14 protein-coding genes are annotated in these 22,266 nt (G+C 42.5%); 3 read left to right on the top strand and 11 right to left on the bottom strand.

Going from position 1 to position 22,266, the window contains the following annotated elements:
• Positions 1-30: 30 nt before the first annotated feature.
• Positions 31-2,082 (bottom strand): oligopeptidase A, encoded by a 2,052-nt coding sequence (gene prlC, locus AN391_RS06410; RefSeq protein ID WP_055014633.1) that lies wholly within the window; start codon positions 2,080-2,082, stop codon positions 31-33.
• Positions 2,083-2,307: 225 nt separating this feature from the next.
• Here prlC and gorA point away from each other — a divergent pair, with 225 nt between their 5' ends.
• The 3 genes from gorA to AN391_RS06395 all read left to right on the top strand — a co-directional run bounded on the left by gorA (position 2,308) and on the right by AN391_RS06395 (position 5,659).
• Entirely contained in the window at positions 2,308-3,669 is a 1,362-nt protein-coding gene (gene gorA, locus AN391_RS06405) for a glutathione-disulfide reductase (protein ID WP_055014632.1), read from the top strand.
• A gap of 267 nt (positions 3,670-3,936) precedes the next feature.
• Positions 3,937-4,572 carry a hypothetical protein gene (locus AN391_RS06400; RefSeq protein WP_055014649.1) on the top strand — a complete coding sequence of 212 codons (636 nt, stop codon included), beginning with the start codon at positions 3,937-3,939 and terminating at the stop codon, positions 4,570-4,572.
• 250 nt (positions 4,573-4,822) lie between these two features.
• Positions 4,823-5,659, top strand: a complete 837-nt coding sequence (locus AN391_RS06395) for a mechanosensitive ion channel family protein (RefSeq protein WP_055014631.1) — start codon at positions 4,823-4,825, stop codon at positions 5,657-5,659.
• Positions 5,660-5,709: 50 nt separating this feature from the next.
• Here AN391_RS06395 and tldD read toward each other — a convergent pair whose 3' ends face one another.
• The 10 genes from tldD to AN391_RS06345 form a co-directional block, all read right to left on the bottom strand.
• Positions 5,710-7,149, bottom strand: a complete 1,440-nt coding sequence (gene tldD, locus AN391_RS06390) for a metalloprotease TldD (protein ID WP_055014630.1) — start codon at positions 7,147-7,149, stop codon at positions 5,710-5,712.
• On the bottom strand, positions 7,146-7,973 hold the full coding sequence (locus AN391_RS06385) for a carbon-nitrogen hydrolase family protein (protein ID WP_055014629.1): 828 nt from the start codon (positions 7,971-7,973) through the stop codon (positions 7,146-7,148). The genes tldD and AN391_RS06385 overlap by 4 nt, the downstream gene beginning before the upstream one ends.
• Positions 7,970-11,827, bottom strand: a complete 3,858-nt coding sequence (locus tag AN391_RS06380; RefSeq protein ID WP_055014628.1) for a YhdP family protein — start codon at positions 11,825-11,827, stop codon at positions 7,970-7,972. The genes AN391_RS06385 and AN391_RS06380 overlap by 4 nt, the downstream gene beginning before the upstream one ends.
• Positions 11,827-13,299, bottom strand: coding sequence for a ribonuclease G (gene rng / locus AN391_RS06375; RefSeq protein ID WP_055014627.1), 1,473 nt, complete (start codon positions 13,297-13,299; stop codon positions 11,827-11,829). The genes AN391_RS06380 and rng overlap by 1 nt, the downstream gene beginning before the upstream one ends.
• A 1-nt stretch (position 13,300) precedes the next feature.
• On the bottom strand, positions 13,301-13,870 hold the full coding sequence (locus tag AN391_RS06370; RefSeq protein WP_055014626.1) for a nucleoside triphosphate pyrophosphatase: 570 nt from the start codon (positions 13,868-13,870) through the stop codon (positions 13,301-13,303).
• Entirely contained in the window at positions 13,870-14,349 is a 480-nt protein-coding gene (mreD, locus tag AN391_RS06365; protein WP_004585757.1) for a rod shape-determining protein MreD, read from the bottom strand. Before mreD ends, AN391_RS06370 begins: the two co-directional genes overlap by 1 nt.
• A complete protein-coding gene (gene mreC, locus AN391_RS06360; protein WP_024032490.1) occupies positions 14,342-15,184 on the bottom strand; it encodes a rod shape-determining protein MreC in 843 nt (280 codons plus the stop codon). Before mreC ends, mreD begins: the two co-directional genes overlap by 8 nt.
• On the bottom strand, positions 15,184-16,227 hold the full coding sequence (locus tag AN391_RS06355; RefSeq protein WP_002958401.1) for a rod shape-determining protein: 1,044 nt from the start codon (positions 16,225-16,227) through the stop codon (positions 15,184-15,186). Before AN391_RS06355 ends, mreC begins: the two co-directional genes overlap by 1 nt.
• A 136-nt stretch (positions 16,228-16,363) precedes the next feature.
• Positions 16,364-18,403, bottom strand: coding sequence for a formylglycine-generating enzyme family protein (locus AN391_RS06350; protein WP_055014625.1), 2,040 nt, complete (start codon positions 18,401-18,403; stop codon positions 16,364-16,366).
• A 176-nt stretch (positions 18,404-18,579) separates the two neighbouring features.
• The gene (locus AN391_RS06345; RefSeq protein WP_235576474.1) at positions 18,580-22,263 is read right to left on the bottom strand and encodes an H-type lectin domain-containing protein; all 3,684 of its coding nucleotides are present in this window, start codon (positions 22,261-22,263) and stop codon (positions 18,580-18,582) included.
• Positions 22,264-22,266 lie beyond the last annotated feature (3 nt).

Below are 22,266 nucleotides of genomic sequence, written 5' to 3'. Positions count from 1 at the left end.
TATAGGCGCTTTATAAGGTTAACTAATTGTTTATGCAGCTATACCACTGTGACGCAGTAACGCATCAACGTTTGGCTCGCGCCCGCGGAACTTTTTAAATAACGCCATAGGCTCTTCACTGCCGCCTTTTTCTAAAATATTTTCTAAGAAGGCTTTGCCTGTCTCGGCATTAAAAATACCGTCTTCTTCAAATTTAGAAAATGCATCTGCAGAGAGTACTTCAGCCCACTTGTACGAGTAATAACCAGCACTGTAGCCGCCTGCAAAAATATGACTAAAGCCATGTTGAAAACGGTTGAATTCAGGCGGATTAACAACCGATGTACGGCTGCGAACGTCGTTTAAAATCGCTTGAATTTGGCACGCCTGATTTGCTTGGTAGTCGTGGTGAATTTTAAAATCGAACAATGAAAACTCAATTTGACGCAGCATTTGCATACCCGAATTATAGTTTTTAGCAGCCAGTAGTTTATCAAGTAATTCTTTTGGTAATGGCTCACCGGTTTCAAAGTGGCCTGAAATAAAGCTCAGTGCTTGTTCGTCGTAACACCAGTTTTCTAAAAATTGGCTTGGTAGCTCAACGGCATCCCATGCAACGCCGTTGATACCCGCAACAGGCGCGGCATCAACTTGGGTGAGCATGTGATGAATACCGTGGCCGAACTCGTGGAATAATGTGGTTACTTCATCATGTGTAAATAGCGCCGGTTTATCACCGACTGCTTTGTTAAAGTTACACACTAAATACGCCACTGGGGTTTGTAGCTCACCACTGGCTCGCACTTTGCGGCCCATGCAGTCGTCCATCCAAGCGCCGCCGCGTTTGCGTTCGCGTGCATATAAATCAAGGTAAAAACGACCGCGCAATGTATTGCTGCTATCAAAAATTTCAAAAAAGCGCACATCGCTATGGTAAGTGTCAAAATCGCTGACTTCTTTTACCTGAATACCAAAAAGGCGATTAACGGTTTCAAATAAACCACTCAGCACTTTGTCCGCAGGGAAGTAAGGGCGTAATACTTCATCTGAAATGGCGTATTTTTCTTGCTTAAGCTTTTCGCTGTAGTAACCAAAATCCCATGCTTCTAGTTCAGCTATACCATGCTTTTTCTTAGCATAGGCTTTTAACTCTGCTACTTCTTGCTCTGCTTGAGGTTTAGACTTAGCTGCTAAATCTTCTAAAAAAGAGAAAACTTGCGCAGGCGATTCTGCCATTTTAGTTGCTAATGATTTTTCAGCATAGTTATTAAACCCTAACAGCTGCGCTAGTTCATGGCGCAGCGCAAGCTCTTCTTTCATAATGTCTGAGTTATCAAACTCACCTGCATTAGGGCCTTGATCCGAAGCGCGCGTACAAAACGCCGTGTAGGTTTCTTTTCGTAGTTCACGATCATCTGCATAGGTCATTACCGGTAAGTAAGACGGAAAATCAAGCGTAAATACCCAGCCATCTAAACCTTTGCTTTTGGCTGTTTCGCTGGCAAGCGCCAAGGCCGACTCTGGCAAGCCTGCCAATTGGCTTTCATCGGTAATATGCTTATGCCATGCAAGCGTAGCATCCATTACATTATTACCAAATTTAGAGGCCAGTTCAGATAAACGCGTGCTAATTTCGCCGTAACGCTTTTTGTCATCTGCTGATAGGGCAATGCCTGAGAGTTTAAAATCACGTAGGGCGTTGGTAATGGTTTTTTGCTGTGCAGTGCTCAGTGTTTTAAATTCATCGCTGTTATAAAGTGTGTTATACGCATCGTACAGACCTTGATGCTGCCCTACAAACGTTGAGTACTCAGATATAAGTGGTAAACATTGCTCGTAGGCTTCACGTAATTCATCGTTATTCATGACTGAATTTAGGTGCGATACCGGTGAGAACATACGCGAGAGTTTATCGTCCGCTTCTTCAAGGGGTAATACTAAATCGTTCCATGTAAACGAGCCTTTCGCTAGCACCTCATCTATAGCTTTACGACATTGCTCTATACCGTGCTTTAGTGCCGGTACTACGTACGCTGGCTTTATTTTTGAAAACGGGGGTAAGCCTTCTAGGCCAATGAGTGGATTTGTTTGTGCTTCGCTCATGAATTTTCTCAATTTAAATGACTATGAATTTGAAGTTGGGGCAAAACGATGAAATACAAGCCTCCATTAATGGGTCTAATATAGCTTAGAATGAAACTGATCCGCATAATAAACAATTTCGTTTGTTGTATTTATCAGCTTTTTAGCGCGCCGCGCTGGGTGACTTGCACTTAGCATATGCTATCATCGGCACATTATAGTTAAATATTTTTTTGAGGATAAAACATGGCTCAGCATTTTGATTACATTGCGATTGGTGGTGGTAGTGGTGGTATTGCCTCTGCTAACCGTGCGGCAATGCGTGGCGCTAAAGTAGCACTTATCGAAGCAAAACATATGGGCGGCACCTGTGTTAATGTAGGTTGTGTGCCTAAAAAAGTAATGTGGCATGGCGCACAAGTTGCTGAAGCAATTAATTTATATGCACCTGATTACGGTTTTAACGTAGAAGTAAAAGACTTTAACTGGGGCAAACTCGTTGAAAGCCGCGAAGCCTACATTGGTCGCATTCATAAAGGGTACGACAACGGTTTAGCTAACAATGGCGTAACCGTAATTAACGGGTTTGCTAAATTTGTTGATAGCAAAACCGTAGAAGTAAACGGCGAGCATTACACGGCTGATCATATTTTGATTGCAGTAGGTGGCCGTCCTCACACACCTAATATACCCGGTGCAGAATACGGCATAGACTCAAATGGCTTTTTTGAATTAACAGAGCAACCTAAACGAGTTGCAGTTATTGGCGCAGGCTACATTGCTGTAGAGCTTGCCGGTGTATTGCATGGTCTGGGCACTGAAACCCATTTATTTGTACGTAAACATGCGCCACTTCGTAATTTTGATACGCTACTGGTTGATACCCTTGTAGAGATCATGAAAAAAGAAGGCCCGACACTACATACTGAGTGCTCGCCTAAAGAAGTGGTTAAAGAAAGTGATGGTAGCTTAACCATACATTTTGAAAATGGTTACAGCCAAAACGTTGACCAAGTAATTTGGGCTATTGGCCGTGAGCCAAGCACTGATGTTATTAACATTGCAGCAGCAGGGGTTGAGCTAAATAGCTCTGGTTATGTAAAAGTAGATGAATATCAAAACACCAATGTACCTGGTATTTATGCTGTAGGCGATATTATTGAACACGGTATTGAACTTACACCTGTCGCTGTTAAAGCCGGCCGTACCCTATCAGAGCGCTTATTTAATAAAGAGCTCCCTGATGATTTAAAAATGGATTACAGCCTTGTACCTACCGTGGTATTTAGCCATCCACCTATTGGCACTATTGGTGAAACCGAGCAAGAAGCCATTGCTCGCCACGGCGAAGAAAACGTGAAAGTGTATAAATCGGGCTTTGCCGCTATGTACACAGCTGTTACGCAACATCGCCAACCTTGTGCAATGAAGCTGGTATGTGTAGGCCCTGAAGAAAAAGTTGTTGGCTTACACGGCATTGGCTTTGCTGTTGATGAGATGATTCAAGGCTTTGCAGTAGCAATGAAAATGGGCGCAACTAAAGCTGATTTTGATGCCGTGGTTGCGCTGCATCCGACAGGCTCTGAAGAGTTTGTAACAATGCGCTAGGCATATCCGGCCTATAACATTAAATGCCCTTACTCTGTTTGCGTAAGGGCTTTTTTATACTTGCATGCTTATACGTATATTGATCAATTAATCAACTCATAGCGTTACAAATAACACATCATAAACACACAAAAAAAACATCCAACCCATTAATTTAACAGTGATAAGATTAGACAGATAAATAACGTAAAAGTTTCGAGAATGCTTTGGCTTTTGTCCATTTTTGCAATTAAACTGCCGCGCATTGTTCTCAAATTAGGTTTTTATATGTTCTTATTGCGATCGTTTATTTACTTACTATGCTTAGCAGGTGTGGCTTTTTTAATTCAACTTGAAGGCTTTGATTTACAGCAAAACGCACTTTACAGTGAAGAAACCCTAACCGAACACATGCAAGATATTTTAACCTTGTTGAGTTGCCTGCTTTTCTTCTACGCCTCACGTATTCACTCTGAGCTTAAAATAGCCGCTTTGTTACTGGCTGCATTATCAGCTGCTATGTTTGTCAGAGAATTTGATACTTACCTAGATATGTATGTGTTTGATGGCGCGTGGCAAACTATCGTGTACACGCTGTTAGGGGGCGTAATATTCTATTTAAAAACCCAGCGAGGCTTTATCTACCGCTCCTTAAAAGCTTATGCGCAAACACCGAGCTATGGTATTTGCCTATCTGGCTTAGTGACCTTACTCGCATTTTCGAGAATGATGGGTAAGGGCGAGTTTTGGCACTCAGTGATGGGAGAACACTACGTTCGGGTAGTTAAAAACATTATTGAGGAAGGCATAGAAACCCTAGGATATACACTTATTTTTATCGCTGCTATTGAGCTTGTATTGTTTTGCCTAAAACACGCTAAACACGCGCAGGTCTCTATTACACAGCAAACAGCCAGCCGCTAAGTATTAGCAACTAAATTAAATATTTAGTCATTTAGGCGTGCTAAATAAAGCGCTAACGGCATTATAAGTATCTTAAGTAGAGTAACTACATATTAAAATTTATGCCTGTTATCACGCTATTTGCCTGCTGCTATAAATGACTCATAACCTAACACAATTGGTATACGTTATTTTATGTAGGTTAAATTTGCTAATTGGATTGATTACTCAATATACTTAGCGTGCATATCCCTTCTCCTATTTGGACGTTATGATTAAAGACATACTCATGCACCCTTTTTTAGTGTCGCTATTCGTGCTTGCCATTGCCTTCGTACTTAAAGTACTGGTTGATAAACTGGCAAGAAACCGCGCTGAAAAAAAAGAAAAAGATATTCGTTACATCACTCATAATATTAAGCACTTTATTAATTTTGTTATGGTGTTGTCGCTGCTATTTGTATGGTCGACCGAAATACAAAATTTTGCGCTGTCTATTGCTGCGTTTGCGGTGGCTATAGTGCTTGCAACTCGCGAGTTTATACAGTGCGTTATCGGCTTTTTTTACCTTGTTACGACGCGCCCATTTAGAGTGGGTGACTGGATACAAGTAGGTGATTACTTTGGCGAAGTGGCCGAGACTGATTGGATAAAAACCACCTTACATGAAATTGATATTCACACTTATCAATTTTCACGTAAAACTATATACATCCCTAACAACAAGCTTATTACCAGCTCTATAAAAAATTTAAACTTTGTAAAACGTTTTGCCACCCATCACTTTACAATAGTAAGAAGAGAAAGTTTTAACCCTTACCCTATTCACGCACCACTCACCGAAAAAGCGAAGCAATACTGTGAAGAGTTTGAAGAAGTAGCAAGCCGTTACAACTCAATGATAGAGCGTAAGTTAGATGCTAAAATTTCAGGACCTGAACCTGTAATACATTTTAGCACTACAGAGCTTGGGGAGTTTAAAGCAAACTTTACGCTATTTTGCCCAACTAATAAGGCCCTTGAGATTGAGCATAAGTTAACTGAGAGCTTTATGGATTTGTGGTACGAAGAAGCGAAGAAAAATAAAGAAGATCAAAGCGAGGCGTAAACCTCGCATTGCTAACCTATAAAGCGCGAATTGCTTCGCGCTTTATTGTTTTATGCGGTGCCACCTACTGTAAGTTGGTCTATTTTAAGGCTTGGTTGACCTACCCCTACAGGAACGCTTTGGCCATCTTTACCACAGACACCTACGCCTTTATCAAGGGCTAAATCGTTGCCTACCATAGAAATATGCTGCATAACCTCTGGGCCATTACCAATTAGCGTTGCGCCTTTAATTGGCTGGGTAATTTTACCGTTTTCAATTAAATACGCCTCTGATGCGCTAAATACAAACTTACCTGACGTAATATCTACTTGGCCGCCGCCAAAGTTTGGTGCAAATACCCCTTTTTTAACTGAGCTGATAATATCGGCTTGGCTATGCTCGCCCCCTAGCATGTAGGTGTTAGTCATACGTGGCATAGGTAAATGCGCATACGACTCACGACGTGCATTACCGGTTGGGTTTACGCCCATTAAACGCGCATTGAGCTTATCTTGCATGTAGCCTTTTAATATACCGTTTTCGATAAGTACGTTATAAGCTGCAGGTGTGCCTTCATCATCAACGTTAAGTGAACCACGGCGATCGGCCATGGTGCCATCATCAACTACAGTACACAGCTCAGACGCTACTTTTTGCCCCACTTTACCGCTAAATGCCGACGCGCCTTTACGGTTAAAGTCGCCTTCAAGACCATGCCCTACCGCTTCGTGTAGCAACACACCTGGCCAACCATTACCAAGTACAACTTCCATTGTGCCAGCCGGTGCATCAATTGCCTCTAGGTTTACTTTAGCCTGGCGTACGGCTTCTTCTGCAAAGCCCATCCAACGTGGCTTGCCTTCAACTAGCTCTTTAAAGTAACCATAATCTAAACGTGCACCGCCCCCTGCGCCACCACGTTCACGGCGACCGTTTTTTTCAAGCAAAACGGAGCAGTTTAAACGAATAAGCGGGCGTATATCGGTAGCAAACGTGCCATCGCTGGCAGCAATTAATACCTCTTCATATACCGCCGACATTGAACTAATTACTTGCTGCGCATCAGGGGCGAGTTCGCGAATGTAGTTTTCAAGCTCACGCAATAAACTGACTTTATCGCTGTCACTCATGCTTGATATTGGCTGATGCGGGGCAAATTGCTCTTTTGCTTTCACATCACTAAATACTTTAATGGTTTTATCTTCGCCTGCATCGGCAATGCTACGAGCCGCCGTTGCGGCTTTGTTTAACGCTTCAAGGTTAATGGCATCAGAGTAAGAAAAACCTGTTTTTTCACCACTAACGGCACGTACACCTACGCCACGCTCTACATTGTAAGAGCCTTCTTTTACTAAGCCATCTTCAAGCACCCATGACTCATGATGGCTTGATTGAAAGTATAAATCGGCGTAATCCACTTTGTGCTGATGAATATACCCGAGCGTTTTTTCGAGTTCTTCTCGATTTAGCTGGCTGTCGTGTAATAAATGCTGTTCAACCGAATTCATAATAAATGCTCTCTAAATCGTTGATGAGATTGCACGGGCATATCTCTTCTAATTTTATTTAATTGGTTTAGGTCGGCGTAACCGCTTATAAACCCTACCCCACTTTTAAGCGTTGCTATTTGCTCGCCCCACGGTGAAATAATAATACTGTGGCCGTATGTTTGGCGGCCATTTTGATGCGTTCCATACTGCGCCGCTGCAATAACGTAACATTGCGTTTCTATTGCACGTGCCCTTAATAAGGGTTGCCAATGTGCTTGCCCGGTAGGGACTGTAAATGCACTGGGCACTAAAATTATTTCTGCCCCTTGGCGTACAAGTGCGCTAAATAATCCACTAAAGCGCAAATCATAACACACTGTTAAGCCAATTTTACCAAACGGTGTAGCAACCACTACCACATCGTCGCCTGCCTGGGTAAAGTCTGACTCTCGGTAGCTAGCGGTTTTATCGGCCACATCAACATCAAATAAATGCATTTTATTATACGTGGCTACGCATTCACCTTGGCTATTAAATAAGTGCGAAGCCGCAAAGTATTTATCATTTTTATGTGGCTCGGGGATAGTGCCCGCATTTAACCAAATATTATGCTTTTTACACAATGCACTAAGTTGCTGCTTGTAGTGTGTAATGCGTTTAGCAACCGCTAGCGTATCATAGCCACTTTTACTAAATACTAAAAACGCCTCGGGTAAACACACAAGCATTGGTCTCGTTGCGGGTAGTTTATTTAAGGCATCAGCGAGGGTTGCTAAGTTTTCATCAGGGTTAGTGCCTGAGCACATTTGCAAAGCAACAATATTGGCGTTTAGTGTACTCATTGTGTTGCTGTTACCGCGGCATCTTTAAGCTTGAGCGTACTGGCTGCTTGGGGCTGATTTTGTGCAGCTTGCGGTAAGGTCACTTCTTTACTTTTACGATCAAGCTCTTGCACTACTGGATCGTTCATTTTACCGGTTACTTTAAAGTTAATTTCAGATATCACCCTTGCTGAGTGAATCACTTTATCTAGCGCGAGTGCAGCAAGCCCCGTAACAGGATTAACCATCCAAGCCACAATAACTGGAATGCTGGATGTTACTTGCGGTGCCACTGCTAAATCGTAATCTATTTCAAGGGTGTTTAAATTAGCATAGCCGTTAATCGTTAAATCGGCAGGCACGCCATCCATTTTGGTATTTTTAGTGTAGGCTATGCCTTTATCTAGCTGCATAGAGCCTTGTAAGCTGTTATAAAAAAAGCCTTTTGAGAATACGTCTCTAAAATCGAGTTTTAATTTACGCACTAGCGAGTCAAGGCTAAGTAACGAAAATACGCGCGCGCCCCCATCGCTTATTTCAGCAATGTGACCTTCGCCTAAATCCCATTTAACTTCACCGCCTAAACTTGGTATATCAAAGTCATACGGGGCACCTTGCCAAGCAAGATTATAGTTAATATCGGCTTTAGAATCTTTTATGGCGGTGGTGATATCAAATTCATCAAATAGCGCGCCTATATCGTCACTTTTAAGCTCACCATTAAATTGCGTAAAGCCACCTTGCCATTGCCCTTTGGTACGTAAAATATGATCGCCCTTATCAACCACAAGCTCAGAAATAGTAAGCTTGTCGCCTTCCCCGACCAACGAAGCGCTCACTTTATCAAGCTGGTAATTGGCCACTTTACAATCTGCACATTCAAATTCAATAGCAGGGACTGTGTTAAGCCACGCTAGGTTTTGCTCTGGCAGTACATCGGTGATCTCAAGATTTTCTTCTGCTTTAGGTGCAAAGTTAAGTCTTAAGTAATCGCTATTTATACGTATCGGCTGGCTTGGTTGAGAGCTGGGAATAAACACGCCAGCACGCAGCTCTTTGGCATTAAGCTTTAAATATAAGTCGTTTTGCTGGGGTGCTAAGCGCATTTCAAAATCGTTAAAAATAATGTCGCTAGCATTAACTTTGTCAATATGCGCAACCACTTCATTTAATGGCGGCATAATACCCTTAGACTGCTGGCCAGGCTCCGTTTGAGCAGCTTTAATTATTTGATCTATTAATTCAAACCATGCTTCGAGTTGCGTTTGTTCAAGATTGATATTAACGCTTAAATCTTTTTGATTTAGCCCTAAATCTTGCTCGCCAAGTACAATATGCATATTACTAAATTGCGGCTGACCGTTTTCTAAAATCGCATTAAAATAGAGCTGCTGATTAGCATTAGCCGTAATAAGATTTGAAATATCATCGCCTTGCACAACGCCCGTTAACGGCCAAACCTGCTCACTTGTTTTGCCATAAGGCGCAGGTAATGTGCTCGTCAAGCCGCGTAGCTCTGAGCTAACCTGAGCGCGATAATTAAAGCCTTGCTCGGTAAAATTAAGGGAAAGGCCTATATCAACTTCACTTTGCCCACTTAGGTACCCTTTCAGCACGCCTTGCGCCTGGGTTGTTAGCGTATCTGCGTTTAACAGCGCCGTTATATCAATATTAGCGGCGTACTGCTGAGCTTCGCTTGCACTATTATAGTTAATGCTAAGCGGCATACCCAACCATGTAGCACTGGCGTTTTGCATGCTAATTGTATCGTTTTCAAAACTAAGCTCGCCGTTTAGTTTTTCAAGCGCAATACCTGGGGCTGCAATATAAACAGGTAAATCGTTTAGTTTAACTTTACCGCTTACACTCGCTCCACCTTTAAATTTAGAGCCAATTAAAAGTGTTACGCTTGCATCAGCTTGACCTTTACCCTGTACCACCTCAAAAATATTAGCCAGAGGGTTTGCAATCGGCGTGGCGGCAAAAAAGTTATGCAGTTTTTCCATTTGCGCGCGTTTATCTATTTGTACAATAAGCTCATCAGCATGCATTAAATCGGCAATACTAACGTGCACGCTATCGCCTACTTCTAAATTAACTAACTGGCCTTGCTGGCTGTAAATATCCATTCGCTCGTTAGCAAAATGCAGTTGCACATTAGCATTACTCACCGCTGGCCACTCAGGGTCAAACGCGTAGGTTGCATCGTCTATTTGCGCAAGTACATCAAACTGGCCGCTGCCATCAGTAAAAGGAAAGCCAGATAACGGGCCTGCAAATAATACTTGCGCTTTAGCTACTTCGCCCCCTTTTATTGCGCCGTTTAAGTAGCTTACAAGTTGAGAGCTCATAGCCTTTAAAGGAAAGTAGTGACCGGCTACTGTTGCATCCTCTGCATAGGCTTCTGCATAAAGATCTAAACGCGGATCGTCGCTAAGGCTTAGATTAAGCTCCGCAGCTAAAGTAACTTCGTTATTATCAAACCAAATATTATTACTGCTTACAGACCAGTAATTATCTGTTTTTGCTAAATCCAGATCGATATTAATTTGGTTGTAATCAATGTTTTTACTGAAACTATCGCCGGTTATTAAAGTGCCGTTTTCGCCAAATAGCTGCACTCGCCCACGCTGCTGATTTATAAGCCCCGAGACTCTAAGTGCCTGCGCTGCGGGAATACCAGAGACTTCTTGCCAGCCAATTTTATTAGCTGAAAACCATAACTGCCATTGCTCATCAGGATTAAGTTCTAGGTAGGCTTGATCGATGAAGCCACTTGGTTTGCGGTTTAAAAGTGGCTGTAATGCTTCAAAATTAGTTAACGACGCCAAGTTACTCAGTAAAGAAAGATCAACCTGCTGCAGCCACACCTTATTTTGCTTACCTAAGTTTGCCTCAAATTCTAGACTGGGCCAGGTTGTGTCGTTATTACTAAATGTCAGACCCGTGCTTTTTAAGTGCCAAGCATTTGCCTCAGGAAATAAATGAAATCCCCCTTCGCTTAAGCTCACTTGCTTGGCTTGCTGGTTATTTTGCCAGTGCACAAAACTCGGTAACCACTGCATTTTTACATCGCTGATAAACCCATTTTCGAGCTTAAGCCAAGACTTTAAGTTTATGTCGGTGTAAAGCTGTTGTTTTTCAGTATTAATATATTGCGCTAACCAGTTAGATACATCTACGCTATTTGCTTGTACGTAAATATCACCTGCAATCTGCTCTATAGTTTTGCCACTAAGCGCGATACGTGCGTCAAAGCTACCCACACTAATACCTGGCAAAGCCAGGCTGCCGCTGCCTAAGTGTTGTTCATCTTGGTTTTGCCATACTATGTTTTCGAGTAATAATTTACGCTCTCTACCATCTTCTAAAATAAAATTAATACTCGAATTTTCAATAGCGAAATGCCCTGTATCTCCTAAAAACAACTCTTCAATTAACTCTTTTTGCTCAAACGAGACGTCATCGTTGTTGGTGTTATTAAATAAATTTTGAATATTTACACTGGTATGAAAGCCATTAATAACAAAATAATTAGACTTTACCTGAAAGGCTTTAATGCTCTCCCATAAGTTAAGTTCTAGGCTTGTTTTGGCAATAGTAAGCGATATGGGCGCTGTTTCGTTATCCTTAAAGGACAGATCTTCTAATACCAAGGCTGGGCCTGCGCCATGCCAGCTGGCAGAGATTGCGCCTATAGAAAGACTAATGGCAAATTTATCGTGCAGGTAGGTTTCTATGTCGCCTTTGTAGTCGTTTGCATAAGGTAAGGTGTACTTTAAAATAGAAACAATTACGGCCAGTAATACTAAAATTATGGCGCAGGTTTGCCATAACTTTCTAAAACAAAAAAAACAGACCGCTTTTGTTTTCATTACATCATTACCACATCAAACTGCTCTTGGCTGTATAGGCTCTCTGTTTGGATATTGACCTGTTTACCAATGAATAGTTCAAGTTCGGCTAGGTTATGGTACTCATCGTTGAGTAAGGCTTCACTTACTGCAGGCGCTGCATACACCATAAATTTATCGGCATCATAGGCACGGTTAACACGCACTATTTCGCGCAGTATTTCATAGCATACGGTTTCAACTGTTTTTTGTGAGCCACGCCCAGAGCAAGCAGGACATACATCACACAGAATATGCTCAAGGCTTTCGCGAGTGCGCTTTCGGGTCATTTCTACTAGTCCTAATGCGCTTAAGCCATTTATGTTGGCTTTTGCACGGTCTTTTGATAACGCCGATTCTAGTGAATGTAATACTCTGCGTTTGTGATCTTCGCTGATCATATCGATAAAATCGATAATAATAATACCACCTAAGTTACGCAGTCGTAGCTGCCTAGCAATGGCTGATGTGGCCTCTACATTGGTGTTAAAAATAGTTTCTTCTAAATTACGATGCCCTACAAATGCGCCGGTATTTACATCAACTGTGGTCATCGCTTCGGTTTGGTCGATAATCAAATACCCCCCCGACTTGAGCGTAACCTTGCGGTGCAATGCTTTTTGAATTTCGGTTTCAACGTCAAATAAATCAAAAATAGGACGCTCACCAGGGTAGTACTCAAGTGCCTGCGAAAGCAAAGGTACAAATTCTTCAGTAAACAATTTTAGTTCTTGGTAGGTTAGCTTAGAGTCAACTCTTATGCGCTCCATATCCTCACCTACGTAGTCACGAAGAGTTCTAAATGCAAGCGTTAAGTCTTCATGTAATATACTGGCTTTATTAGTTTTTTGACGACGGGATACAATTTTTTGCCACAGTTTTTGTAAAAATTCAGCATCGTGTCTTAGCTCCGCTTCACTGGCCCCTTCAGCTGCAGTACGGACAATAAAGCTACCGTTGTCGTCGCCGTATTCTGCCACTATTTTTTTAAGCCGCGCACGTTCTTCTTCTGTTTCGATGCGTTGGCTTACACCTACATGCGTTGCATCTGGCATAAACACTAAATAGCGAGAAGGAATAGTGATATCGGTGGTAAGCCTGGCCCCTTTTGTACCTAGTGGATCTTTAACCACTTGCACCATAATGTATTGGCCTTGGCGTACTAGCTCACGTATGTCTTGAACCTTTTTAATTGGCTCGTCATCTACACCCTCAACGATAGAGGCGCTATTAACTATGTCTGATGCATGCAAAAAAGCAGCTTTTTCTAGGCCTATATCAACAAAAGCTGCTTGCATGCCTGGCAATACGCGGCTTATTTTTCCTAAGTATATGTTGCCAACAATTCCTAGGTTACCTATGCGCTCTAGTTGAATTTCTTGTAATACACCGTTTTCGATTAGGGCAACACGGCTTTCACTTGGCGTGACATTTATTAGTAATTCTGTACTCATGTTACCTTCTTAAGAATGCTTGTAATAATTGTTCGGTCTCGTATAAAGGTAAGCCTACAACAGCAAAATAGCTACCCGCAATGTGTGTAACAAAGCGACCACCTAAGCCTTGAATGCCATAACCGCCGGCTTTATCTTGTGGCTCACCAGATTCCCAATAGGCATTTATTTCTTCATCGCTGAGGGTTTTAAACGTTACATCGGTACTTACGACACAACTCAGTACATCTGTTTGTGTAGCAAAAGCAACCGCCGTTAGCACTTGATGTGTATTACCCGATAAACGTTTAAGCGTTGTAATAAAATCGTTTTTGTCGCGTGGTTTACCCAGCGATTCGTTATCAATAACAACTACAGTATCACTACCCAGCACTGGGCGGTCTGTGTAACCAAGCGCTACGCCTGTTTGCGCTTTTAAGCGGGCTAAGCGCTCAACCAATGCATGAGGCTGCTCATTTGCAAGTGGGGTTTCGTCTGCATCTACACTAAATTGTTCAAACTCAATGCCTAACTGACTCAATAACTCTTTACGTCGAGGGGAAGCCGATGCCAAATATACTGCGGTTGTCATTACCTGATCCTAAAATGTCTACGGTATTTACGAAGAAGTAAAAAGACCCAAAACCAACTAACCATACCGGTTGCCACTGGCCACAGGTATTGTGGGTTAAAGTAAACACCTAATAAAAAGTGATTTAGCCAAAATTGCATTAAGTGATACAAGGTTAAAAATAAACCCACTAATAAGCTTTGTTGCCAAAGCGAGAAGTTACGTATTTTTTGAAAGTTACTTGCAGTCACAAATATGCAAATAGAATACGTGAGTGAGTTTACTCCTAATGGCGAGCCTAAGGCTAAGTCCATTAATAAGCCAACAACCCACGCGGTACCAATATTTAATCTATGTGGCACTGCCAGCGACCAGTACATTAATACCAGTAACACCCAGTCGGGTCTGAAGGGTTCAAACGAAAAAGGCAATGGCATTAATGCCATAATTAAAGCAAAAAAGATGCTTAGGGCAATTAACAATGAATAACGATTAATCATCGCTGATTTGCTCCTGTTGATTGCGCCATAAAATAACCAACAATCGAATGCGGTCTAGCTGTGCAATTGGCTCGGCAAACACTTGGGCAAATGGGCGTCCTTCATCACGGTTTATCTCGGTGACAACCGCCACCGGATACCCTTCTGGAAACGTACCGCCAAGTCCTGAGGTCACAAGTACATCGCCAATGCGAACATCAAGGCTATGAGGTACATGCGAAAGCTTTACAACGTTAATTTTACCTATGCCTTCAACTACAGTGCGTACGTCGTTTCGTAATATACGTACCGGCGTGGCATGGGTTGTGTCGGTCATGAGTAATACGCGTGATGTGGTAGAGCCTACTTTTGTTAACTGGCCAACAACCCCCATTTCATCAATTACCGCTTGGCCTTCGCTTAGGCCGTCGGTGGTACCGCGGTTAATAACTACTTGATGACTATAAGGGTTTGAATGTACAGAAAGCACCTGGGCTATTTTTTTACGATTAGATTGCTTAGCCGATGAGCCAAGTAACGCGCGTAGCTTTTGGTTTTCGCGAGCTAAAAATTGGTATTGCTGCAATTGCTCGCTTTGTAGCATTTGCTTTTTTTTCAGTGCTTCGTTTTCGCTCAGTAGCTGGTCGCGAGTGTGTAGGCTTTTAGCGCCTAAGCTAAATATTTCGTAAGGTAGGTTGGCAACGTAAATTAATGGGCTGACAAGTGTATTAAGGCTTGTACGCACAACCGTGCCGCCTTGTGTAAACTTATCGCCCGCAATGAGCACTATGCTCAAAAGCACTGCGACAAAAAGTCGCAGTTGCAAAGAGATGGTTTGTCCAAACAGTAATTTCATTAATCGTAACTAAAAACGTCACCACCATGAACATCAATCATTTCAAGTGCTTTACCGCCGCCACGTGCTACACACGTAAGTGGGTCGTCGGCAACAACCACAGGAATGCCTGTTTCTTCCATTAATAAACGATCTAAATCTTTTAATAGCGCACCACCGCCCGTCAAAACCATACCGTGAGCTGAAATATCTGATGCAAGTTCAGGTGGAGACTGCTCCAGTGCAACCATTACGGCACTTACAATGCCCATTAGTGGCTCTTGGAGCGCTTCTAAAATTTCGTGCGAGTTAAGCGTAAACGAGCGAGGTACACCTTCGGCTAAGTTACGACCGCGTACTTCAATTTCAATTGGCTCGTCTGTTTTAAACGCAGAACCAATTTGATGCTTGATATTTTCAGCCGTTGCTTCACCTATTAGGCTGCCAAAGTTACGGCGCACATAATTAATAATGGCTTCATCAAACTTATCGCCACCAATACGCACAGACGATGAGTAAACAACCCCATTTAATGAAATAATAGCCACTTCGGTAGTACCACCACCAATATCAACAACCATAGAGCCGGTTGCTTCTGATACGGGTAGTCCTGCACCGATTGCTGCGGCCATTGGCTCTTCAATTAGGTACACTTCACGCGCGCCAGCACCCATTGCTGATTCGCGGATTGCGCGCTTTTCTACTTGGGTAGCACCGCACGGTACACAAATAAGTACACGCGGGCTTGGGCGCATAAAGTTATTGTTGTGCACTTGTTTTATAAAATGCTGTAACATTTTTTCGGTTACATAAAAGTCGGCTATTACGCCATCTTTCATTGGGCGAATCGCTTTAATATTACCCGGTGTACGCCCTAGCATTTGTTTGGCTTCTGTACCCACAGAAGCGACACTTTTAGGTCCACCAGCGCGTTCTTGACGAATAGCGACTACTGAAGGTTCGTTAAGTACGATCCCTTCTTCTTTTACATAAATAAGGGTATTGGCTGTACCCAAGTCGATCGATAGATCGTTTGAAAAAATACCACGGAGTTTTTTAAACATGAGGCTGGATGACCTTTGAAATACGTTCTTATGTTAGCTGCACTCACTTTAACATGCCTAATTAGATGAGCAATATAAAGCGCAACTACCTTTGTTAATTTGTGAAAAAAGGAAGCTAGGCTTCCTTGGTTAAATGCTATCGTTCGCGGACTAAGCGAAAGCCAATGTAGTTAGATCTAAAATCTGGCGCTAAAATTAATCGTGTTGAAGCACGTGCAAGGCTAGGCGCAAAGTTCCACGCACCGCCTCTTACTGCCACATCAGATTCACCTGACTCTTTAGCTGTCCATTCCCACACATTGCCTACGGTGTCGTATAATCCAAATGCGTTAGGAGAAAAAGAACCTACCGGTGCTGCACGTTTGTTTGACCATTCGCTACCACACCAACCACAGTTAGCTAAGTTTTTACCTATTTCGTTACCCCAAGGGTATTCTGTTTCTGTCCCTGCGCGAGCAGCGTATTCCCATTCAACCTCATTAGGTAAACGGTATTGCTGTCCGGTTTCACCAGAAAGCCATTCTGCATACGCTTTCGCGTCATTAAATGTTAAACACACAGCAGGAAAATCACTACTTTGCTCAAAACCTGGGTTACGCCAGTTTAAATTAGCTTCCCATACGGGTTCGCCATTTAAATAATACGCACAGCCTTTGCTTTGCTCTGCTTGTGTTTTATAACCGGTGCTGGCAACAAACGCTTCATAGGCACCTACGGTTACCTCTTTGGTTTGCATAGCAAATGAACTGGCTATTACTTTTTCAATAACAGGGCGCTCATTTGCTAAACCATTGCCGTTAATATCGCCCATTTTAAATTTACCCGCGGGCACAACTACAACATCGTTTTGTACATTCGTAGCACGGTTAGTGCTTGCTGTACGTGTTACAGGTTTTGGTTGCTCGCGAGTGTAAGCCGGTGCAGCAATCGACTCAGACTTTTTTACTAAGTTAGCATGAATAGTCTGTGCTTTAGTTAGATCAACTCTTACTTTGTAAGGCTTATAACCTAGTTTACGTATTTCTATGTTGTGCACACCACGCGGCAAACGTGTAACTAAACGCGTAGAACCAAAACTCACCCCGTCAATAAACACTTCATCATCGTAAACATTTGAACGTAAAGTCAGCTCAACTTGCTGATTTTGTTCTTTATTTAAAATTGATGGATAGTTTTTTTTTGTAGGTGCAGCGTTAACTGAATAATCGCGCACAGGCTGTTTATTCAATCGCGATACAGACACAGTGTCGGTATTATCCGCGGTGTTGCTGAATGTTAACTGACTATCAGAGTAAGTTGCGCCATAACCTGGTTGATACGTTGTTGTCAGTGGTGAGCCATATTCAGAACAATAACGATTATCTACACTTAGTAAGTTACATAAGCGGCTGCTGTTTACTTCGCCACGCATTGTTACGCTTAAGTTAACGTTATAATTACCTTGTCCGCTAAATGCACTATTAACCACATGGCTACTTAAAATTTGTACTTGCGCGCCTGCCATGTTGCGTTTTGGTTCAACAATGCGCTCTTCTGTTAAATTAGCAAATATTTGATCAACAAAACGCTTAGTCGCTTTTTGTAAACCCATTTGCTGGCCGCGTTGCTCACAGGCTGCGAGCGTTTCGGTACGCTTACAGTTAATTGTGTGGTTTACTTCAAGTGTCCCTTCACGGGTAAACTCATTACGTAAACGTTCAACTCGGGCTGTGGTTAATTGCTCTTTTAAGCTCTCTAGCGTATTTAAAAGTGTATGTTTTGCAACACGAATTTGCTCGATATCTTTACGGTGAGATGCAATTGCCGCCAACTGCATTGAGATGTCGTCTTTGTTTTGCTTATGATCAACCACGGCTTTTTGATAGCGCGATTGGGCGGCGCTAATATCAAGCGTAGGGTCATCAATCATGCGGCGATACATTTCGTTCATCGCATCAAGTGCTTGGTTTTTCTCTTTGTCTAGCTCTGTAGAGCGAGAGCGAAGTAGTTCAAGTTGGTTTTGTAACTGACTTTCTTCTTTTAAGTGTTTTTCGAGTATTTGTGTCGAGTTATCGTATTCTGTTTGTTTAATACTAATCTCTGATTCAATTCCGGTTACTGTTGCTGTGTCTTGTGCAAATGCACTACTAGCTAACAAACTAGCGGAAATTAACAGAGATAAAGGAGCAATTCGCATATATTCCAGTCCCAAAAAGCGGCAATTATTTGGTCGTTATTATTGTTTATTAGAGTGTACTCACTTTTGAAAGCTGAGCAATTTTCAACCATCAAAAATCAATACACCCAATGCCTTATGCTATGTACTTGAAGCACAAAACACAAGCTTTGTTCAATTATTATCTTAGTTTACAACTATTCTCTTGTTTCACGCCAGTAAATAACCCGATCATTTCCTCTAAAGCGGCCAAATTGCAAAATAGCATGGGGATTTTGCTGTGAGTTATCGCCAAGCCAATCCCACTTTAACCAGTTTTCGGTTTCGTATTCTAATGTAAATGTACCACTACCATTTGGTGTAGCATAAATTGCATTGTTTGTAGGGTAGCTGCCAGCCTCTAATGCACCTGCTCCTCCTGCGCTATATTCATAGCTTAATATTGGCGTTGATGGCGATATTTGCGATAACTGCGGGTGCTCAAATACGCTGCAGTTATCTTCGGTATTTAATACAAACTCGGTTCCATTAAAATACTGAGCCTGCATAGGTACGCGTAAGGGATCTAAATCTGAACCAACATTGTTTCCTAACACTAAACGTCCAAATCTAAAATCTATTGGTACATCATTTAAACGTACACTATTGCACTCGTTACCACTGCAGCTGGTTTGCGTGTTCGGTTCATCATTTGCATCGATTAATGTTGCGCCTTCTGTATTAGTGACAGTGGCCATTAAATTAACCATAGTAAATGGACCGTCGGGGTTATTTATGCCTAATCGCGTTAACATGGCTGTGCTGTCACTCATTTGCCACTGTCCATCAGTTAAGGTGTTCCAACTATTACTCGTTATATTGGCTAACCTGCTGGTTAACGTTGATGCGGGTACATAATTTCCGGCCTGATTGTTTTCGGCATTTATTTGTACTTGAGCTTTTTCAAAACCTTGCTTGTAATTCGCCATTAGCTGGTTGTTATGATTAAGTGCTTGCAGAGTAAAGCCAAGTTCAAATGGCTGATCTAAATACGTTAGATTACTACCTAGTTGTGTACACTGCGCAGCAGCTTGAGCACCTAATACCTGATAGTGTGACGGCGCAAACCGGCCTACGTTGTTTAACTGCCCTTTTACATCGCCCACCCCAAAATAATCGCCATCTTGTAAACCCGCAAACACGTTTATAATACCTACTTGGTCATAAGCGTACTGCGATATGGATTCACTCAAGCTTCCCGTATCAGCAAACGCATTAGTATTTAGCGCTTCAATTTGCCCCTCATTACCAGAGCTCGGTAATACTAAGCTATGTGTTACTGTAGGGGACTCACTAATGAAGTGTTTGGCAATGGGGTTGCTATGAATAGCGCTGTAGTTATCTGGTATGCCATCGTTGTTATTGTCTTGCCCTGCTCGCCACTGTACTGCATTCATTTTTAAATCAAATGACTCACCTGTTAATCTAAATAAACTATCGCTTGCTGTTTGAGCATAGCCGTCACTTGCAACTTGCATTGCTAATCCAAAGGGCTTAACTACATATTCGTTAGAACTACCGGTTAATCTTTTTGATAGATTAGTTATTGGGTCTAATACAATTGTTGCCCGTGCATTTAAACTTAATTTAGCGGCATCAGGGTAGTTAATAGCAATAGGCGCTTTTGAGTCTTGATCGAAGGTGAGCGAAAAGGTTTGATATGCTTGCTGCACACTATACGTATTGGTATTATTACTCAGTTGTACTGGGTCTGAACATATAGCGCCGGCGCTGCAGGTATACGCTAAATCTAAATCAACTTGACCACCTGCAGGGAACGCGGCTTCGCATACGCCTGTGGTAGTATTTGTTTTAACCGCTTGAATAGATAACTCGGCGGCATTAAAACCTTGGCTAGAGGGTTTACCAGATAATTGAGTGGGGATACTCGCTGTATTGGCTGTGTCGTTATTAAAAATAAACCCCGCATCAGAAAAAACCACTTTGCACCCGCCCAGTCCTACGTTATTGCCATTAATATAACAACGCAGCGGTGCTGATGGGTCGGCGGTATTATAACCAAGCGTTACGGTACCGGTGGTGCGCTTTGCGAGGGCCACTGTGGCAGAGCCTGTAAAGGTAATATTTTCACCGCTTACCCAGCTTTGTTGACCATTGTTATCGGGAGAAAGGTCAAGGGCAGAAGGTTCATCATAGAGTAAATCACATGCATCGTTTGCACAGGCGGTTAACGTCATTTCTTTTGCTTGGCAGGTTAAACCTTGGTTATCACTCATTGATATGCGGTAGTGATCAAGCAAAACCGGCGTAAAAATACCGCAAAATCCAGGAATACTCTCAGGGACCTCTAGCGCATCAAACGAAGAGCTGCCCTCGGTTATTACTTGTGTTGCAGCAGTTATTGAGCCTTGGTAAGTAACATTTTGGGCAATTCTTATCTCCCCCGTTGCGACGATATATGCAGCAATATTTGCATCGGCGGCAATGGCAACATCACCATCTACGTATATGGCTAAATACGCCCCTTCTTCAACCGCTATATTTGTTTTACCTATGTTTAAAAATGCGCTAGAAATTAGCGATGTCGTATCTTTTAAAAAGATACGGGTGGGCGCTGTTACCTTGTAATCATCTTCTAATAAGTTAAGTGTTAGTTCGTCATAAAAATAATCGCCAGCTAGCATTATAGGCACATCACCGGTAGAGCTTCCATCGTTTGTGACCGTGGGGACTTGCGCAGCTTGATTTGGCTCTAGGGAGTTATACCCAGTTGCCACACAGCCTTGGCCATTACATAGAGGTGGGTTAGTTAGCGCCGTTGATATTAAATTAGTGGTAGTAATAAATTGGGCATTGCTATCGGTTATTTCCACGCCTTGAACAAGCTGCACTTGTCCATCATTGTAGGTAGAAATAGCGCCAGGAAATAAAGTATCGCAATCTAAAATGTCACCATTAAATACAAACGTACTGGTCATGGCCAATATAGAGGCTTCTTCCTTTACGTGGTTACGCTCTCTATCGCCATCACGGTCCTCATCGACAACCAACCCTAACCTATCCGCTCTTAAATTACAGCTACGCAACCATCCACCATCGTCCTCAAGCCGGGAGTTCTTACTTGCCACTACCAGCGGCGCTTCGCTAAAGTTATTGTTAAAATTAAAGTAATTACATCCATCACTCCAGCCATCAACTTCGAACCCTGTAAAGAAAGTTTCCCACAACACTTCGACCCCGTTGTCATCAGTAAAGGTGCGATTGCTGCCAGGCTCTACGGCCATGTAGGCCACAGTTTCACTTTGAATAACACCTAATGCGGTTTCGGAGGCCTCTAACGCTATATTTACTCCACCTGTAGATAAAGAACCGCTTTGTACGGCAACCGTTAAAAAGGGCACAAGCGCTTGAGATGGCGGGTTACTATCTAAACTATTAAGTGTTTGTAACGAGTGAAAAAAGTTGGGTCTAACAGTAAATGGTTTATCAAAAGTCAGGGCTTTATAACCTTTCGGTGTGATGGGGGCAAATCCCGACTTAGCACCATATTGCAGCTCAAGGCGTAGGTCGGTGCTCCCTACTTCCATAATGGTACCATCAGGAAATTCATGCACTCCGTATTCTACCGCTAAATAATGCGCGCCCATGGTTATATGCTCGCCATCTTCTCCTGATGGCTCGAGGGGAAGTGCCTCAAACCCTGTGGTTGTTACATTGCGTATTCTCACTATAGCGGGGTTACCGCCTTGATTAGTTGACAACATAAATACCGCAGGCGGTGTTATATATTGCTGCTGAAAGTTTATTTTTGTCCAAATGGGTGAAGTGTAAGTGTCTTGTAACTCTATAAATCGCCCTTCAATTTTTGGCGGTACAGCCATAGC

It is taken from the genome of Pseudoalteromonas sp. P1-13-1a (genome assembly GCF_001401875.1).
GTDB lineage: Bacteria > Pseudomonadota > Gammaproteobacteria > Enterobacterales > Alteromonadaceae > Pseudoalteromonas.
This window is presented reverse-complemented; position numbering and strand designations above follow the sequence as displayed.

Coding starts and splice junctions, on each gene's coding strand:
- prlC (WP_055014633.1), bottom strand. CDS start 2,082: ATGAGCGAAGCACAAACAAATCCACTCATTGGCCTAGAAGGCTTACCC.
- gorA (WP_055014632.1), top strand. CDS start 2,308: ATGGCTCAGCATTTTGATTACATTGCGATTGGTGGTGGTAGTGGTGGT.
- AN391_RS06400 (WP_055014649.1), top strand. CDS start 3,937: ATGTTCTTATTGCGATCGTTTATTTACTTACTATGCTTAGCAGGTGTG.
- AN391_RS06395 (WP_055014631.1), top strand. CDS start 4,823: ATGATTAAAGACATACTCATGCACCCTTTTTTAGTGTCGCTATTCGTG.
- tldD (WP_055014630.1), bottom strand. CDS start 7,149: ATGAATTCGGTTGAACAGCATTTATTACACGACAGCCAGCTAAATCGA.
- AN391_RS06385 (WP_055014629.1), bottom strand. CDS start 7,973: ATGAGTACACTAAACGCCAATATTGTTGCTTTGCAAATGTGCTCAGGC.
- AN391_RS06380 (WP_055014628.1), bottom strand. CDS start 11,827: ATGAAAACAAAAGCGGTCTGTTTTTTTTGTTTTAGAAAGTTATGGCAA.
- rng (WP_055014627.1), bottom strand. CDS start 13,299: ATGAGTACAGAATTACTAATAAATGTCACGCCAAGTGAAAGCCGTGTT.
- AN391_RS06370 (WP_055014626.1), bottom strand. CDS start 13,870: ATGACAACCGCAGTATATTTGGCATCGGCTTCCCCTCGACGTAAAGAG.
- mreD (WP_004585757.1), bottom strand. CDS start 14,349: ATGATTAATCGTTATTCATTGTTAATTGCCCTAAGCATCTTTTTTGCT.
- mreC (WP_024032490.1), bottom strand. CDS start 15,184: ATGAAATTACTGTTTGGACAAACCATCTCTTTGCAACTGCGACTTTTT.
- AN391_RS06355 (WP_002958401.1), bottom strand. CDS start 16,227: ATGTTTAAAAAACTCCGTGGTATTTTTTCAAACGATCTATCGATCGAC.
- AN391_RS06350 (WP_055014625.1), bottom strand. CDS start 18,403: ATGCGAATTGCTCCTTTATCTCTGTTAATTTCCGCTAGTTTGTTAGCT.
- AN391_RS06345 (WP_235576474.1), bottom strand. CDS start 22,263: ATGGCTGTACCGCCAAAAATTGAAGGGCGATTTATAGAGTTACAAGAC.